This window comes from Candidatus Zixiibacteriota bacterium (assembly GCA_018820315.1).
Lineage (GTDB): Bacteria > Zixibacteria > MSB-5A5 > JAABVY01 > JAHJOQ01 > JAHJOQ01.
In genome coordinates this window covers 31,078-47,380 of the sequence record JAHJOQ010000012.1, presented here as the reverse complement: position 1 = coordinate 47,380, position 16,303 = coordinate 31,078, and the positions used below count along the sequence as shown (strand labels likewise).

At 51.2% G+C, this 16,303-nt stretch carries 11 protein-coding genes; 3 read left to right on the top strand and 8 right to left on the bottom strand.

Features of this window, described 5'->3' with window-relative positions; translation table 11 throughout:
- Nucleotides 1-90: 90 nt before the first annotated feature.
- Nucleotides 91-435, bottom strand: coding sequence for a hypothetical protein (locus KKH67_01320; GenBank protein ID MBU1317813.1), 345 nt, complete (start codon nucleotides 433-435; stop codon nucleotides 91-93).
- A 358-nt stretch (nucleotides 436-793) separates the two neighbouring features.
- Nucleotides 794-1,777, bottom strand: a complete 984-nt coding sequence (locus tag KKH67_01315) for a hypothetical protein (protein ID MBU1317812.1) — start codon at nucleotides 1,775-1,777, stop codon at nucleotides 794-796.
- Between the two features lie 326 nt (nucleotides 1,778-2,103).
- On the opposite strand from KKH67_01315, the gene KKH67_01310 reads away from it, so the two are divergent.
- Nucleotides 2,104-3,666 carry an ATP-binding cassette domain-containing protein gene (locus KKH67_01310; protein ID MBU1317811.1) on the top strand — a complete coding sequence of 521 codons (1,563 nt, stop codon included), beginning with the start codon at nucleotides 2,104-2,106 and terminating at the stop codon, nucleotides 3,664-3,666.
- Nucleotides 3,667-3,685: 19 nt separating this feature from the next.
- Here KKH67_01310 and KKH67_01305 read toward each other — a convergent pair whose 3' ends face one another.
- The 4 genes from KKH67_01305 to KKH67_01290 all read right to left on the bottom strand — a co-directional run bounded on the left by KKH67_01305 (nucleotide 3,686) and on the right by KKH67_01290 (nucleotide 6,778).
- Entirely contained in the window at nucleotides 3,686-4,648 is a 963-nt protein-coding gene (locus tag KKH67_01305; protein MBU1317810.1) for a DNA-processing protein DprA, read from the bottom strand.
- Nucleotides 4,645-5,334 (bottom strand): phosphoribosyltransferase, encoded by a 690-nt coding sequence (locus KKH67_01300; GenBank protein ID MBU1317809.1) that lies wholly within the window; start codon nucleotides 5,332-5,334, stop codon nucleotides 4,645-4,647. Before KKH67_01300 ends, KKH67_01305 begins: the two co-directional genes overlap by 4 nt.
- Nucleotides 5,335-5,655: 321 nt before the next feature.
- Nucleotides 5,656-6,267: a hypothetical protein gene (locus tag KKH67_01295; GenBank protein ID MBU1317808.1), complete on the bottom strand. Its 612-nt coding sequence runs from the start codon at nucleotides 6,265-6,267 to the stop codon at nucleotides 5,656-5,658.
- 115 nt (nucleotides 6,268-6,382) lie between these two features.
- Nucleotides 6,383-6,778, bottom strand: a complete 396-nt coding sequence (locus KKH67_01290) for a hypothetical protein (protein ID MBU1317807.1) — start codon at nucleotides 6,776-6,778, stop codon at nucleotides 6,383-6,385.
- Between the two features lie 223 nt (nucleotides 6,779-7,001).
- Here KKH67_01290 and KKH67_01285 point away from each other — a divergent pair, with 223 nt between their 5' ends.
- Entirely contained in the window at nucleotides 7,002-7,589 is a 588-nt protein-coding gene (locus KKH67_01285; protein ID MBU1317806.1) for an N-acetylmuramoyl-L-alanine amidase, read from the top strand.
- Between the two features lie 30 nt (nucleotides 7,590-7,619).
- Here the strand turns inward: KKH67_01285 and KKH67_01280 are convergent, their stop codons facing one another.
- Nucleotides 7,620-8,498 carry a DMT family transporter gene (locus KKH67_01280; GenBank protein ID MBU1317805.1) on the bottom strand — a complete coding sequence of 293 codons (879 nt, stop codon included), beginning with the start codon at nucleotides 8,496-8,498 and terminating at the stop codon, nucleotides 7,620-7,622.
- 528 nt (nucleotides 8,499-9,026) lie between these two features.
- Here KKH67_01280 and KKH67_01275 point away from each other — a divergent pair.
- Complete coding sequence (locus tag KKH67_01275) at nucleotides 9,027-15,464, top strand: T9SS type A sorting domain-containing protein (protein ID MBU1317804.1); 6,438 nt, start codon at nucleotides 9,027-9,029, stop codon at nucleotides 15,462-15,464.
- Nucleotides 15,465-15,557: 93 nt separating this feature from the next.
- Here KKH67_01275 and KKH67_01270 read toward each other — a convergent pair whose 3' ends face one another.
- Complete coding sequence (locus KKH67_01270; protein MBU1317803.1) at nucleotides 15,558-16,175, bottom strand: hypothetical protein; 618 nt, start codon at nucleotides 16,173-16,175, stop codon at nucleotides 15,558-15,560.
- Nucleotides 16,176-16,303: the final 128 nt, after the last annotated feature.

Genomic DNA, 16,303 nt, shown 5'->3' with positions numbered 1-16,303 from the left:
GCCTGCCGGGGAGAGATTCATCCGAAGTGCAATCAGGCTGAAACTTACCTTCCCAACGAAAAATCCCACAATCCAGTCAAAATCACAAATCTAAACCACATAAATTCGAAATCCAGGTAGGGTATTCCGACAGACTCCTAGCGGAGATATGATGTAGCGATACTCCCCACCGACATTCAGATCCATGACCAATCCCTTGGAGGAAAGGCTGTCCAGCAATCGCTGCAGTTCGGCGCGCCCCTGTTTTGTCACACGCTCAATATCATCGAGTGTAGACAAGCCGTAAGGCATTTTGACAAGCAGTTCAGCCTCTTCGGGAGTGTACAACTCCACAAGTATGGCATGAAGAGTTTCATTGTATGGAACCCGGACTGTCAGACCATCGATTTTCTTCGCAAGTTTGCGAAACGCATCTTTTCCGACCATGTGTCCCATGAAATGCCCTCAACTTCAAATGACCGGTGTCGACTGATTCCGCGGATTTCCGCGCCGGCTCATGTGCATATATCGGAAACAGCTATTGCTCAGTTTTGTCTTCCGCGCTATTGCGGATTGGTCTAGAAACTGGTTCTGCCGCCGCGCGATAATAGCGGCACTTCCGGCAATCTGGTTCAAAACCGAGAATTGCCGAGCAGCGGGTGTCTTCGTATTCCCAACACTTGATTGCCTTGTCGACAAACACCGGGCATTCGGCGCAGAGCGATTCAGGGCAATCGTTGTATTCCCAGCAATGCAATGGCTTGTCAGTCACCGAATCAATCCCCATCTCTGACGGTGCTGTGCGATCAGTCGATCAACAATCAGGCGTGCCGTCGTTGTCGGCGTCGCATGGCTGATTCCCCCCAGTAAAAATGTACTGGATCAGGTACATAACATCATCAATGTCTATCTCACCAGAGCAATCGACGTCTCCACTCGCGATCGGAACCGGAGGATCACCTCCGACAAATATGTAACTTATCGCGAAGACAACATCATCAATATCGATATGCCCACTTGCATCGGCATCGCCGCACAGAAAATCGCAAGCATCGCCTATCCCATCTCCGTCAGAATCTTCCTGAAATGGGTTGAAGACTTGGGGGCAATTATCAGTTTCACAGATATTGCCTTCGCTAAATTCCGGGTCTCCATAGCAATCATAATCGGAATCCATGCACATGAAACCAGTGCACTTGATGACTTCCACCTCAGATTTGACCAGCACGGGCACATGAGACATCTGTGTTCCGGAGAATTTGAGCCAACCTGCTGGAGGATAGAAGATGCTGTCGATGTCAATAGTGAATCTGGAGTGGATGCGCTCTCTATGCCTGACTTTCAGCACGAGGTCACCGACTTTTATCGGTGTGCCGGCAGGGAAGAGTGATGGCTGATCAATGCCACCAAAGAAGAGGAGATATACGCCGTTGAAGCCGAAGTTGAAATCCGTGTTCGGATCCCCGACGTAGAATTCATTCTTGATAACGCTTCGCCTGAAAATGAAAGTTCCGGCATCAAAACCGGGGTCGACAATGAACGTGTCTACGGTCAGCAGCGAATCGAGAGCATGATCCCAGCCCATCCCGCTGGTGTTGAGCGCGAGGCATATTGTCGCCGCAATGACCTGATCGTCTGACCATACGTGAATCGGAACTGAGAATGAGGAATCATCGGGTATCTCAAGACCCCACACACCCGATGACATCCGGCAAGTATCTATGACACCGGTATCCTGTGCATAGACCAAAGAGGAAACCACCACAAACACTGTGATCCACAATGACGTGATCTTCATCGTAATGCTCCGTTCCGGCGGTGGGGCGTACTCTCTGCCTGAAATATACACTGCCCTTCTTGAGTGTCAAGACTAATTGAGATCATGGACTACGCCAACAAGCGTATAAGATCGACTGCCTGCGAACTAGAAAAAGGTGTTTACAACATCTGTTCACTGATTATCTTAGAAGTGTAAACCTTCAGCGGAAAGATCGCGATGAGGTAAATCAGTATCCAATTCCGACAAGAGTTGCCATACCAAAGCCCTCTGTCCAACCTGAAACGTGGGCGGCTTGCGGACATATTTGTGGCAGCTAACTCATCAATCCCAATCCAGGAGTCGGTATGCCCAGGATGCTGGTTAATTTCAAAAAGGTTACAGTCACTCTCCACGATAATCCGCTCTTCGAAGGACTTTCTCTCTCGATACAGGGCGGGAAGCTGTTGGCTTTAGTAGGCGCTAACGGCTGCGGCAAGACTACGATCCTCAAGCTAATTCTGCATCAGCAGTCGGCGACACGCGAACCTTTCGGTTTGCCCGATTTCAGGGTGAAGGGTGACATCTTCGTCCAGCCCGGAATCGATATTGCGTATCTTCCTCAGATGCTTCGCGGCAACGAGGGAATTCTACTCGATAGTAAGCAGAACTCCGATGAAACTCGTCGGATCATGGCTGGGCTCTGCCGTGACTTCGGCGCCGTTCCATTCGAAAGGCCATTGGACAAGCTGTCTGATGGCGAGTTGCAGAAACGAGCGATCATAACCACATTGGCTGGAGATCATGAACTCTATCTGTTCGATGAGCCGACGAATTATCTCGACATCGCCGGGATAACCGCATTCGAGCGGCATGTCGAACGGCTGAAGCGGAAGGGCAGGGGGGTGTTGCTCATCACGCATGATCGAACGTTGACCGATACGCTGGCTGACCAGACTGTTTTCATTACAAAGAGCGGGATATTCCATACAGAAGGTGGTGCGACTGCAGCATGGGCTATCAAGACCGGTGATTATGAATCCCGGCGGAGACAAGCGAAAGACATCAGAGTCAGAATTCGGAAACTGCAAAATGATGCGCGAGCGAAGGCGGGCTGGGCTGCCGCTAAAGAGAAGTCCAAGATCGGTGCAGGTAGTGCAAAAGGGCATATCAGCAGGCTCTCTGCGAAGATGGCCAAACGCGCCAAAGCGATGCAGGCTCGGGCAACCGGGCAAATCGAGAAACTTGAGAAAACGAGACCATACATTCCCAAAGTGCTGAATCTCCACTTTCCGGAGTATGATGTCCGGAATCGTGAAGTGTTCTCTCTCAGGGATGTCTCGTTTCGCTATGAGACTCGTGCAAGTGGCGAAGATGACAGAGATGATTTCCTACTTCACGAGATAAGTATCTCGGCATCAACAAGGGACAAAGTCTGCCTGATGGGCACCAATGGTTCCGGAAAGTCGACGATGATTGCGCTGGCTTTGCAGGATTTGCAGCCGACTCGTGGGGAATGTCGCCTCACTGGCGGAGTGAAGAATGCCTATGTTCCGCAGGGGCTGGCTGGTTTCTATCAGAAAGAGAACCTGCTGGACAACTTCGACAGCTGCGGGTGTGATGAAACCACAATCAGGCAGTATCTCGGTGCTGCGCTATTGCGAAAAGAAAAAGTCTGCGAGCCAATCGGAAATTTCTCGTATGGCGAGTTGATGCGCGCTGCAATCGTGAAATGCATTCTGGAGAAGGCGGAGTTTCTATTTCTTGATGAACCGACATCGCACTTGGATATCGAGTCAATCGAAGTCCTTGAGCAGCTCTTGCAGGATTTCCGCGGGGGATTTCTGCTAATCAGTCATGATCGGTCGTTCGTAGCGAATGTCGCGGACAAATTGTATTCGCTCGACGATGGAAGACTGAGGCAGGTCTGAAGCTAGTTCTCTGATCCGCTCATGTCTGAGGATCATTTGAGTCAAGACTGTCAAACAGTGATGACTGCACCGGCCGATCGAGTTTGGTATCGAGCGAAGACACGACTATTGCCAGCTCTTCACTTCCGATTCTGTCGGAGTCGAGAGTGCGTGCGCCTCGGTCGATAAAGTACATGTTCCCTTTGGCGATACTCCGCGCATCATCGTAGTCTACAACAAACAGAGGACGCTGAAGTTGTAGTGCTGCTGTCCCGGCGGCGAAAGTCCCGCCTTTCAGTGCAGGCTCAACCAGAATAATAGCATTGGACATCCCACATACGGTCTTGTTTCGCTGCATCGCGTTATGTGCGTGCCAACCGGTTCGAGGCGAGAATTCGGACATTACCAAGTAGTTGTCATCACCGATAACGTCTTCAAATCCTGACCTCGCTGTGAAATGGAGTATGCCGGTAGCGAGAACAAACGTCGTAGTGCCACCTGCGGCCAGCGCCCCGTAATGGGCCGATATGTCGACGCCGGGCGCATTGCCACTTACAATATTAACGTCTGCCCGGGAGAACACTTCGGCGCATTTCCTTGCGACTTCGCAGCCTCGGTCAGTCGCTTTTCTGCCGCCGCAAATTCCGACACTCTTCAGCTCCATGATATTCAGATTGCCTGCCGCGAAGATTATTGGTGGAGCATCCTGCCCAAGAACATGTTCGAGTCTGATTGGGTATCCCTCTAGTCCTCTAACCAATGTGTGAATTTGGTTGCTTTCCAGTTCCTGCGCGATCAATTCAGACTCCTGCCGCATTTCACCGATTGAGGCTGCTGTGTCTGAGCCGAGTCCGTAGTCAGTTGTCAACTCGGATACCGGCGCATCGATGAAGTCTTCGATCGAGCGATCCTCTCTTTGCAGTCTGCCCAGCAGACGCATGATTCCCTTCGGTCCAATGCCATAGGCGAGCATCAGTTGCAGATATGCAGTTCCGTGCATCATGACGAATCCCTGTCCCCGCACGATTTCACGCAGACAAGGCACATGACTGATTTGGCGCCGGCATCTTTGAGACATCTCGCAAATGACCAGATGGATACGCCCGACTTATATAGATCATCTATCACATACACACAGCACCCTCGTACCGGAGCTGAAAGACTTACGTTTTCAACAGAATATATCCTCTCGCACTTCTTGATCTTCTGCATGAATCTGATCTCTTTGATATTCGGTTTCTTCGTTCGCAATTCGGCCCTTACAAGCGGGTTCACCGTTCGCATTCGGCAGACCATTTCCGGATGAGACATGATTTTTTCCGCCAGGTATCTCGGAAGATAGTATTCTTTGTCGGGTGACGGAGGTATATATGTCAGACAACAGTCCAGAGACTTGTCAGCTGCGGGAATTCGGTGAAATGCGGATGCCATTCGTTCTGCAATCTCATCTCCTGCTGATGTCGAACCTTGGTACTTGGCAACGTACTCCAGCTTTCCAATCTCTGTGTACCGCCCCTCTTCCACAGATGCGAAATTGAAGTCGAGAGCCAGGCAGAAGTCTACTTCGTTTGTGAAGTATGGTTCGATGTGTCTGCTCGCACCGAGAACTACATGTCGCTTGAAGTCACCGATGAAACTCTCAACTCTTTCGATATCAATATCGGTGAGCCCACTTAGGACGAGATTCATTGCCTTTCTGCTGGATGATTCTTTCCAGGGCGAACGTGCTTTCCGCATAAGGTCGGGTTCCAGTTTTTCAAAGAGCTCGGCATACTCGGGTAGCAAGCTCAGAAACCAATCTCCTGATTGCTTTTGTTCGAATACATGCCAGTCCAACTGGCGTCGATGCCTGCACTGTAACTTGAACATGGTTTTCCCCTTTGGCTCGGAAGTCCAATGTGACTTCCCGATCACACAGTGTCATCACATCGAAACTACAGGATGTGCAAGACCATGTCAATCATTAATGTGGGGTAATGAACTCAATGTGCTTTCTATGGGTCGTTATCCCTATTGCCCGCCGTACTTTACTCCGCCGACAACTGCTGAATCGAGGATGATGTCGCCGTTGTCGAGAAGGCCGACGCCGGGAGCGTAGTATTCGTCATACGGCTCGCTACCGTCATCGTAACGCAGCTTGAGACAGTTCTTAAATGTACCGGCAGGGACGGTCCTGGTCACAAGTCCTTCAAATGATAGCGTCCCCTTGATTCGGAATCCCGAGTTTGGATTGTTGTCTTTCTTGGCGAACGAGTCATACATATACGGGGAATTTGAAGTCAGGTCAAATGGCACGATCAGTGGTGGGTCGGGATAGTATCTGTATGCGATCAGGTACAGCGAGAAGGCGGTTTCGCTGATTCCCCAGCACTCTTCGAGAGTATCTGTCACCACGGGAGGAAGGCTTGTCAGCACGGGCATGCAATTGATGCCGGAAAGGTCTATCTCGTCACCGATTCTTCTGACGACTATAGTCTCCCCGTCAGCAGTGTAGTACCATGTGTCTCCGACTTGCATCGGGAAATAGTCGGACATCCTGCCTTCCATGAAGAACGGCTTGCCATCTCCGCTGCAGCCTGCGAGGAGTATGGTAGAGAATATTGTCATCAGAATGTACCGCATAGATATCTTCCTTTATGTTCACTTCGTCGATATATCGTTGTGATCGTTGCCCATCCTGTATCATATGATACGCCTGTGCACTCAATCCGATTCACAGAATTCACCGCGATGATTGTCATGCTACGTTTATCGTATAGCCGTCAAATGATGGTGTCAGCCTCGACTTCAAACCGACCGTATCAAATGGGCCATAAGCCTGAGACGATCCTGCGAGTTCGACAGACCGATTGTCTCTGTCTATTTTCATCTTGCCGCCCCCAACGACTTCCCACATCGGGTCGACGAAGTAGACCGCATCTCCTTTGCTGTTCTCTCTGACGTCGATATTCCGAAGAGATGCGAACGTCTCCACTATGTGCGAATGATACTTGCAGAGCCCTTTCGAAGCAAAAACCAGGTACTCATCTGCGTCATTTCGAATCTGAACGAATTTCCCTTCGCAGGAGGCAAGCGGTGCATCGTCCGCGGCGCATTCTTGTGACTCACGCGACAGGTCTATGAAATGGGTCATCCGATTGTATCTCCGATCCGGTTGCGGCTTCGGATCCAACATACCGCCAGCAGTGCGATGCTGCAATGAAAAAGTTGTCGCACGGTTAATGTGTCGCAGCGACACATTATTCACATTGAGATTCTTCAGAAAGCATTGACAAATACGTCGGGATCCACTTCCTTGTGATACAGTCAGAGTCCTCAGATCCGAACAGAGTCAGTTGTGCAAAGGAGGTGCGGCTATGTACCGATATGAGGTTAGATTCTACAAGGGGGATTACCGCGAGAGACAGGAGACTGCTAATGACGATCATGCTGTCTGCTATGTTGAGCACCACTTCAACAGTTGGACGGACCCGTCGGCAGATTATAGTCTCGCAGTGGTGGGATCAAATGCATCGAAGAAATCCTGCGAATGGGGAAGATGGTATGCCAAGCGAGTAGCCCTCGAGTTTGGCACCAAGCTCGGTGGCGATGACGGCTTGCTGCAACCGGAGCCAGGAGGCCGGGGTGATGGGAATCTCTACTATACTGACATGAAGGCGATCCTGCTCGAACCTCTCTTTGTGTCAAACCCCACCCAGGCTGAAATTGTCAAGAGTGAATTCGGTCAGGCTCGCCTGGCGAGGGCGCTTGTAGACAGCATTCTCTGGGCATTTCCGGAGGGGGGGCTTGTAGCATTCAGTGTGGGGCACAAGTACAAGAGGTCAGAACCGAACGACAGAGGCGCGGCGGTTTACGGCGGAGGTCTGGAGGCTGAATTCGCCGAACAGACGCTGCATAGGGCGGAATATATCCTGACAGACGGCTTGTATGCGTTGAATGATTGACCGCATTTCCGGAGATATCGGAGGAGAGAGTCAGCGCATGAACAGCAGCGCAATTCCAGCTGCTGTCACAATAGCACCGGCCATTGCCCTCCCTGAGGGTTTCTGTCTGTAGACAAAAATCGTCACTGGGATTATCACCACCGGTACCGAGGCCATTATTGCGGCGGCGACTCCGGTTTCTGCATGTTTCACAGCAACAAGCGACATCCAGATTCCGAGAAACGGGCCGGAGATCGATCCGCCGAGAGCGTACATCATCGCCTTGCCTTTTCTCATTGCCGACACGACTGCAGGCAAATGCCCGGCAAGTCCCCCATATATCCATATCGCGATGCAAGCGGCAATCATACGCACATAACTTGCTTCTAGAGGTTCAAGAGTTTCCCCCATGGCGTATTTTGCCATCACAAGCCCCGAAGACTGGCCAATCGCACCGAGTAGTGCATATATGACGCCAAGTTTCTTGGAGCCTTCATCTGCTGAGACCATCTCGGTTTGCCACTCTGTCTTCCGTTCATTTGTCACCCAGACAATGCCTGCGGATGCGATGGCTATGCCAGCTATTGCAGTAGGGCTGAGGATTTCGGTTAAGAAGAACCAGGACATGACAGCGGTCATTATCGGCCAACTCGCGAATATGAGTGAACCGAGGCGAGGGCCGAGGATGATGAATGACCTGAACAGGAATGTATCGCCAAGAACAAGCCCAACAATGCCGCTCGCAACAAGCCAGTATATTTGACCGGATGAGTCCACGTGAGGGAACAACCTTCCGGTCGTAAATGCGAGGGTGGTAGCTATGATTATCAACGCCATAGGGATGCGTATCATATTAACAATGAACGAACCGATGCGTTTGGATGCGCTCGTGAAAAATATGGCTGTGAATGCCCACAGGAAAGCCGTCAAGAGGGCTGCAAGTTCTCCGGTGTAAGTAGTCGTGACGCCGCTCCCGATTCAAGTCTTGAAAATCCCACAATATAACATGGTGAGGGCTGGGAATCCGAGCACAAACTTGCCGCTCAACTCCCAGAATATTCGCTCACCCACTTATATTGGGTATGTGAGGCCACAATATCCGGACAAACATGGCCTATTGTGTTCCCGTTCAATCACTTTAGTCATTTCCGACGCGAGAAACAACTTGACAATGGGATGTGAACGTGGTACATTCTTATAGATTATTTACTCATCTAACACGCAGGGATTTTATGCCTGCATGATTTGTTTTTTTCGGTATGACACGGGGCAGCTATACGTGGGCTGAATTGCTCTCTTGTGGGGGAGAGCGATGTACTTGTGCGGTTGTTCCAGGCGCCATCGGCTGTACTCTATCTGATGCATCCCAGGTGTGATCGCACTTTCCGTAACGCTCGGAATCGATACTAACAGAAATTTCTACTATTCATTTCATGTCATGGTATACCGGGAGATTCTATGAAACGCACTCTACTGTTGATGGGATTCGTAGGATTGCTGCTTGCATCATTGACGTCAGCCATATTTGGTGCGGAGGTGGTGACCGACACTTCCTACTATGCTCCAGGCGACACTGCTCTAATTTCGGGCTCCGGATACCAGCCCGATCAAGTTGTAACTATTCAAATCACGCCTCTGCTTGGTGCACATGACCTGGAGCCATGGGATGTTACTGCCGATCAATACGGCAGTTTCACAACATCGTGGGAAATTCCAATAGACGCCATTATTCCTGACACGATGCTGATCGAGGGAGTGGTGCCAGACAAGGAACCGGTACCAAGCACGACCGTGACTCTGGGACTCAAGACTTATTTAAATCAACTGCAGAACGGTACAAGCACGACAGGCCCTTCATGGTCAAATGGGAACATCAATTCGTCCAATTCATGCTACAGCGAGGGAAGACTGGTTCCGTTCCGTTATTTCATCAAAAGCACGGATGCAAGCACTGAGCACTTTTTCACGATTCAGTGTGAGTGGACCAAGAACGGCCTGCACGCATATGATTACTTCGCCGACTACGACATTTCCGAAGCGGATGGCATTGCAAGTGCCGGAGGCGTGTGTGGCACAATCTCCACTTCACCTCCACCGGGATGCACCTCACCGACAGAGTCATTCGCTTTTCCCGATCCAACAAATCCAGCCAATTACACCGGCGCTTTGCCCGCGAATTTCTTCCAATCGGGTTTCGGCCTCGACACGCCGATGAACCTTCAGGCTTACAATGTCACCATTGATTCACTGAGTGACTACTGGTTCACGGGCAGCGATCCCAATTATGAATTCAACGTAAAAGTCTACTTCACGGTCGGAAGCACTGGCAGCGTCGGATTTTTCTGGGGTGGCCATCTCGCGGAGAGCACCTCAGATACATGGGGAACAGGCAATGGCTCCGGCTCAATAGGAGGCGCTTCATATCACATGAGAGCGCTTGAACTCGATGGTGGCGGCGGAGGCGGAATGGATCGGAGCATCCAAAATACCGCTCTGTGCACGCCACCCAACGTTGCCATTACATGCTCATCTGACACGGTCTGCACTGGATCAACTTATACATGCGAGGCCGATACCGGCGCCACCAGCTATGACTGGACGGTGACTGGCGGGACAATCGTCAGTGGTCAGGGAACGAATTCGATCACTTACACGGTCACCGCTGCCTACGGCGGATATGTCACAGTCAGTCTGTACGCCTGCAATGATCAATCTGGCTGCCCTGGCGATTACTGCTGTAGCGAAAAAACTGTGGAGCTTCAGGTGGGTAACTGCTGTGACCCGCCAGTGGCTACCTGTCCAAATGATACCACCATTCTCGTCTGCAATCTCAATGAGATATGTCTCCCCGGTTTCGGTTGTACACATACGGCTACTGTGCTTGGCGGATACCTGAACGGCAATTCTGTATGCTTCACACCGACAGCAGGGTTGAATACCATCACTCTAATTTGCACGAATGAGTGCGGCGAGGCGGACACCTGCAGCATTGACGTCACGATTGTAATGAACAGCGCACCGGTCTGCAGCTTGCCTTCCGATGGCAGCTACTTCGTGTGTGGTGATTCGACATTCGCATTCCCGGTTTCAGCAACAGATGCTGACGGTAATCTTGTCGGCTGCACGATGACTTCAGGTGACGGTTCATTCGATGGTTCTACGTGGACATTCACAGCCACAGCAACAGGCACATACACCGGTACATTCGAGTGTGTCGATGCCTGTGGCGAGACCTGCGGTGGTACGGTGACTATCACAGTCGAGGAGAACACTCCGCCGGTTTGTAATCTGCCGAGTGACGGCTCATATTTCATATGCGGTGATTCGACGTTTGCTTTCCCGGTTTCAGCTACAGATATTGACGCTAATCTTGTCGGTTGCACGATGACTTCAGGTGACGGTTCATTCGACGGCTCGACGTGGATATTCACAACATCGGGCCCAGGGCTATATAAGGCGACCTTCGAGTGTATCGATGAGTGTGGTGCGACATGTGGCGGCACGGTAGATATGACTGTCACGTACAATACTCCTCCGGTGTGCGTAGTACCGAATGATACCACATTCTTCATTGGGGCAGACACGACATTTAACTTCTCTATCATATCTAGCGATATCGATGGCAATCTGGTAGGTTGTACAATGCTCTCCGGTCCCGGTACATTTGATGGCAGCACATGGACATTCACATCGACCTATCCGGGCGGAGTCTATACGGCTACATTCGAATGCGTTGATGAGTGCGGTGCAACGGATACTAAGAGCTGCACAGTCAATATTGCAGTCATCTATAATCTGCCGCCGGTTTGCGACATCCCTGGTGACGCATCGTTCTTCCTTTGTGGCGACACAACGTTCACTTTCCCGGTCTCTGCGACTGATCCCGATGATAATCTCGTTGGATGTTCAGTGCTTTCCGGTCCCGGTACCTTCGATGGCAGCAGCTGGACGTTTACCACTAGCGGTCCCGGCGTTTATACTGCTGAGTTCGAATGCGTTGACGAATATGGTCTGACTTGCGGAGGAACTACCAGCATCACCATAACACAGAACAGCGCCCCTGTTTGTGTCATTCCGGACGATGCAACTTACTTCCTCTGTGGAGATTCGACTTTTACATTCCCAGTCTCGGCTACAGATTCCGATGGCAATCTAGTGGGCTGTACGAAGACTTCGGGTGACGGTTCATTTGATGGTTCCAACTGGACGTTCACAGCGACCGGTCCGGGAACATACTCTGCGAGCTTCGAATGTATCGATGAGTGCGGTGAGACATGCACAGGTTCAGTGTCGATTACGGTTGACTATAACGTGCCTCCGGTCTGCAATCTGCCTGACGATGCATCTTTCTTCGTCTGTGGCGATACTACATTCAGCTATCTGATTTCTGCGACCGACGACAATCTTGTCGGCTGCACGATGACCTCCGGTGACGGTTCGTTCGACGGCTCGACATGGACATTTACCACCAACGGTCCGGGGACATATACCGGAACATTCGAGTGTGTTGATGCCTGTGGAGAGACCTGCGGCGGGACGGTCACCATCACCGTTGGCTATAACAGCGCCCCGGTCTGCACTCTGCCAAGCGATAATTCGTACTTCGCCTGCGGTGACACGACATTTGCATTCCCGGTTTCTGCTTCAGATGTCGATGGTAACCTTGTCGGTTGCACGATGACTTCGGGTGATGGCTCATTCGACGGATCTACGTGGACATTCACAGCCACAGCAACAGGCACATACACCGGTACATTCGAGTGCGTCGATGCCTGTGGTGAAACCTGCGGTGGTACGGTGACTATCACAGTCGAGGAGAACACTGCTCCGGTCTGCAATTTTCCATCAGACGGCAGTTACTTCGTGTGTGGTGATTCGACATTCGCTTTCCCGGTTTCAGCTACAGATATTGACGCTAATCTTGTCGGCTGCACGATGACTTCAGGTGACGGTTCATTCGATGGTTCTACGTGGACATTCACAGCCACAGCAACAGGCACATACACCGGTACATTCGAGTGTGTCGATGCCTGTGGCGAAACCTGCGGTGGTACGGTGACTATCACAGTCGCTGTCAACAGCGCCCCAGTTTGTAGTGTGCCGGGAGATATGACAATATTCCAGTGTGTGCCGACCCCGATCTCTTTGCCGGTCTCGGCAACCGATGCAGAAGATAACCTTGTAGAATGCTCGATAGACTCCGGTCCCGGTGATCTTGTTGGAGGGAACTGGAATTACACACCAACGGGAAATGATACTGTAACCGTGACGATTGTTTGCGTCGATGATTGCGGTGCCACCTGTGAGGGTGTTTTCACAATCATCTTCGACATGAATGATGCCCCTCTGTGCACTGATTCTGATTTGGGCACGGTATTCATCTGCTCAGACACTACATTTGTTTTGCCGGTTGCAATCTTTGATGCTGACGACAATCTCGCGGCTTGCGAGTTGATTTCCGGTCCGGGTGCTTATGCGGATGGCGAATGGACATTCACGACGATCGGACCGGGTGTATATAGCGCCGACATAGAGTGCACGGACGAATGCGGCGCCAGTTGCACAAGTACGGTTACTATTGCCGTTGAACTCAATAGCGCTCCTGTTTGCGAAATCCCCGGAGATCAGACATTCCTCGTCTGTGGTGATACGACGTTCAACTTTCCCATCTTGGCGGTTGATCCAGATGGTAATCTTGTTGGCTGCGCGATGATGTCGGGTGTCGGCTCATTCGATGGCTCGACGTGGACATTCGAAACATCGGAATCGAACACCTACAGTGCGACGTTCGAATGTGTGGACGCCTGCGGTGAGACGTGTACGGGTTCGGCGACCATGACCGTACACTACAATGCTGCACCTTCGTGCGATCTGCCCGATGACGCCAGCTATTTCATCTGCGGTGATACGACATTCAATATCCCAATCTCGGCGATCGATCCAGACGGCAACCTGGTTGGCTGTTCGAAGGTGTCAGGGCCCGGTACGTTTGACGGTTCCACCTGGACATTCACAGCCGCAGCAACAGGCATGTACTCCGGTACATTCGAGTGTGGGGATGAATGCGGTGCGACTTGCGGCGGCACCGTTAATATAGAAGTTACACGCAACTCAGCTCCAGTCTGCCATCTGCCGACCTACACGCAGATAGGTCAATGTGAGCCTACCCCTGTGAGTTTGCAGGCCTATGGAACTGATGTGGACAACAACCTTACCTCATGCGCGTTGGTGGGGGGGAGCCCGGGCGATCTTGTGGGAGGATTCTGGCACTACACTCCAACAGGTAGTGAAACAGTGAATGTCACCATGCTGTGCACCGATGCCTGCGGGGAGACCTGTGAGCAGAGCTTCCAGATCGAGTTCGTTATTGACGAAATATATTGCATCCCGCCTGTAGTGACGATTGAGAAGACCCATGACACCTATCAGGGGCATTACGAGTATGTTTCTATAACTCTGGGAAACAACCCGATCCAAATGGGTGGGTTCGATTTCCTGATTACGTACGACGCCTCTGCATTGACGCCTATGGAAGCGCTGCCGGGTCAACTTCTTGAAGATTGCGGCTGGGAGTACTTCACATATCGTTTCGGCGTGCAGGGGAACTGTGAAGGTCCCTGCCCATCCGGTCTGTTGCGCATAGTCGCACTTGCCGAGACAAACAACGGCCCGAATCATCCCGACTGCTTTGGCCCTCCGGACACGGATCCGCATGAATTAGTGGTGATGAAGTTCTATGTCACCAACGACCGGTCTTTTGAGTGTCAATACGTTCCGATCAAGTTCTATTGGAGCGACTGTGGTGATAACTCGATATCGAGCGTTGATGGTGATGTGCTGTACATCGATTCCAGGATTTACGCTTACGACATTGGTCTGATCTGGGACGAGGATGATGACGATCAATTCCCGGAAGATGCTCGTCCAATCGGACTGGGCGCTCGTGACTACTGTCTCAACCCGGATCCGGAAAAGCCGAGCGCGATCCGATTCCTCGAATTCCAATTCGGCGGAATCGACATCGTTTGTGCAGATTCGATCGATGCGCGCGGTGACCTTAACCTCAATGATGTTGCCAACGAAATCGCCGATGGTGTTCTCTACACCAACTACTTCATATATGGGCTTTCGGTATTCACGGTGAGACCTGAGGGTCAAATAGCTGCATCGGATGTTAATAACGACGGAAGAATCCTGACAGTAGGAGACCTGGTCTACCTGATCAGAATCATCACCGGCGATGCTCTCCCGATTGCCAAGTTGACGCCATATGCGAATGGTATTGAGTTGAATGTTGGCCGATCCGCTGATGTGTATAGCCTGACAGCAAAATCGATTGTCGATATAGGTGCTGCGCGATTCGTATTCGACCTCAATGATCCAGCCGAGGCAGTCGAAGTGAGGGTTGCTGATGATGTCGACGGCATGACCGTGCTTTCAGACGTTGTTGACGGTCAGCTTCGAGTGCTGGTGTACAGCCTCAAAGGCAACCGGATTGCAGCGGGTGAGAATGAGATTCTGACAGTTACTTCTAACGGTGATATGGAACTGATCGGCCATGAAGTTGTCGATTACTATGGCAATGATCTGACTGTATTGGTGAAGGACATCGTGCTGCCGACCCAATTCACGGTCACTCAGAACTTCCCGAACCCATTTAATCCGGTGACCGAGATACTCCTCTCCTTGCCGCATGCATCGGATTGGAGTGTCACGATTTACAACATCGCCGGCCAGAAAGTCCGATCTTACAAGGGATCCAGCGCGGCCGGAGAAGTTTCTGTGATATGGGACGGCTTTGACGAAACCGGTGGCGATGCTGCATCCGGCATATACTTCTACCGGGTTTCTGCTGGTGACTTCTCAGTCACGAAGAAGATGGTGTTGATGAAGTAGCAGGATGTATTAAAGACGATACAAAGCCTCTTCCCTTGAGACAGGGAAGAGGCTTTTTTTGTGATTCAGTATTTCGGAGCGGTTGAGATTGGATCAGTCGAAGATGTATGCAAGCCCGATGCTTAGCTCATAGATGCCCAGGCCGTCTTCGTAGGGGGTCCAGGAGTCCTGCAATTGAGTCTTGTCCGCGCGTATGTGCTTGGCTTTGAAAGACAGATTAAGTCGGAATGGTGAAGTGCTCACAGGTCGCGTTGAGACCCGTGTCGTGAATGATAGACCCAACCTGCTTACTGACCTATCGTCGCTGGTAGGATTTACATCGGTGCTTATCCTCTTGAGGCTGACGTTGTTCATGCTGATTCCGGGTCCGCATTCGATTCCAAATCTGCCGAGCCGCCAAATTTCCACCAGCACATCGGCATCGAATGCGTTATATGTAGTGACGCTCTTAAGCAACTCTGGATCACCGTAGACCGGTTGCCACTGGCTGGTGATCCATCCCAGGACCTCCCTTTCATGACGGAAATAGCGGTATTCGAGCTGAAGTCTGAAATGTTCGGAAACTCGATCAGTGACGAAAATTCCCAGCCCTTCCGGATCACCAATGTCAGCATCATCCGTCCAGGTTTTCGCGCCGATCACGCCGATATCTGCGGCAATGAGGTTTGATGCCGTGACAGCGATTATGATCAGCACGTGCACTAGTCTCACGGCATTCCTCCCCCGTTATTAGCTTTTCGGATCGCAATTAATCTCGAACTAGAGACGCTTACACCCTCCACCTGTTTAACAGAATGTCGAGGGAATGACTTCACTCCTGATATAAGGCTAACCGAAAA

Coding starts and splice junctions, on each gene's coding strand:
- KKH67_01320 (MBU1317813.1), bottom strand. CDS start 435: ATGGGACACATGGTCGGAAAAGATGCGTTTCGCAAACTTGCGAAGAAA.
- KKH67_01315 (MBU1317812.1), bottom strand. CDS start 1,777: ATGAAGATCACGTCATTGTGGATCACAGTGTTTGTGGTGGTTTCCTCT.
- KKH67_01310 (MBU1317811.1), top strand. CDS start 2,104: ATGCCCAGGATGCTGGTTAATTTCAAAAAGGTTACAGTCACTCTCCAC.
- KKH67_01305 (MBU1317810.1), bottom strand. CDS start 4,648: ATGATGCACGGAACTGCATATCTGCAACTGATGCTCGCCTATGGCATT.
- KKH67_01300 (MBU1317809.1), bottom strand. CDS start 5,334: ATGAATCTCGTCCTAAGTGGGCTCACCGATATTGATATCGAAAGAGTT.
- KKH67_01295 (MBU1317808.1), bottom strand. CDS start 6,267: ATGCGGTACATTCTGATGACAATATTCTCTACCATACTCCTCGCAGGC.
- KKH67_01290 (MBU1317807.1), bottom strand. CDS start 6,778: ATGACCCATTTCATAGACCTGTCGCGTGAGTCACAAGAATGCGCCGCG.
- KKH67_01285 (MBU1317806.1), top strand. CDS start 7,002: ATGTACCGATATGAGGTTAGATTCTACAAGGGGGATTACCGCGAGAGA.
- KKH67_01275 (MBU1317804.1), top strand. CDS start 9,027: ATGAAACGCACTCTACTGTTGATGGGATTCGTAGGATTGCTGCTTGCA.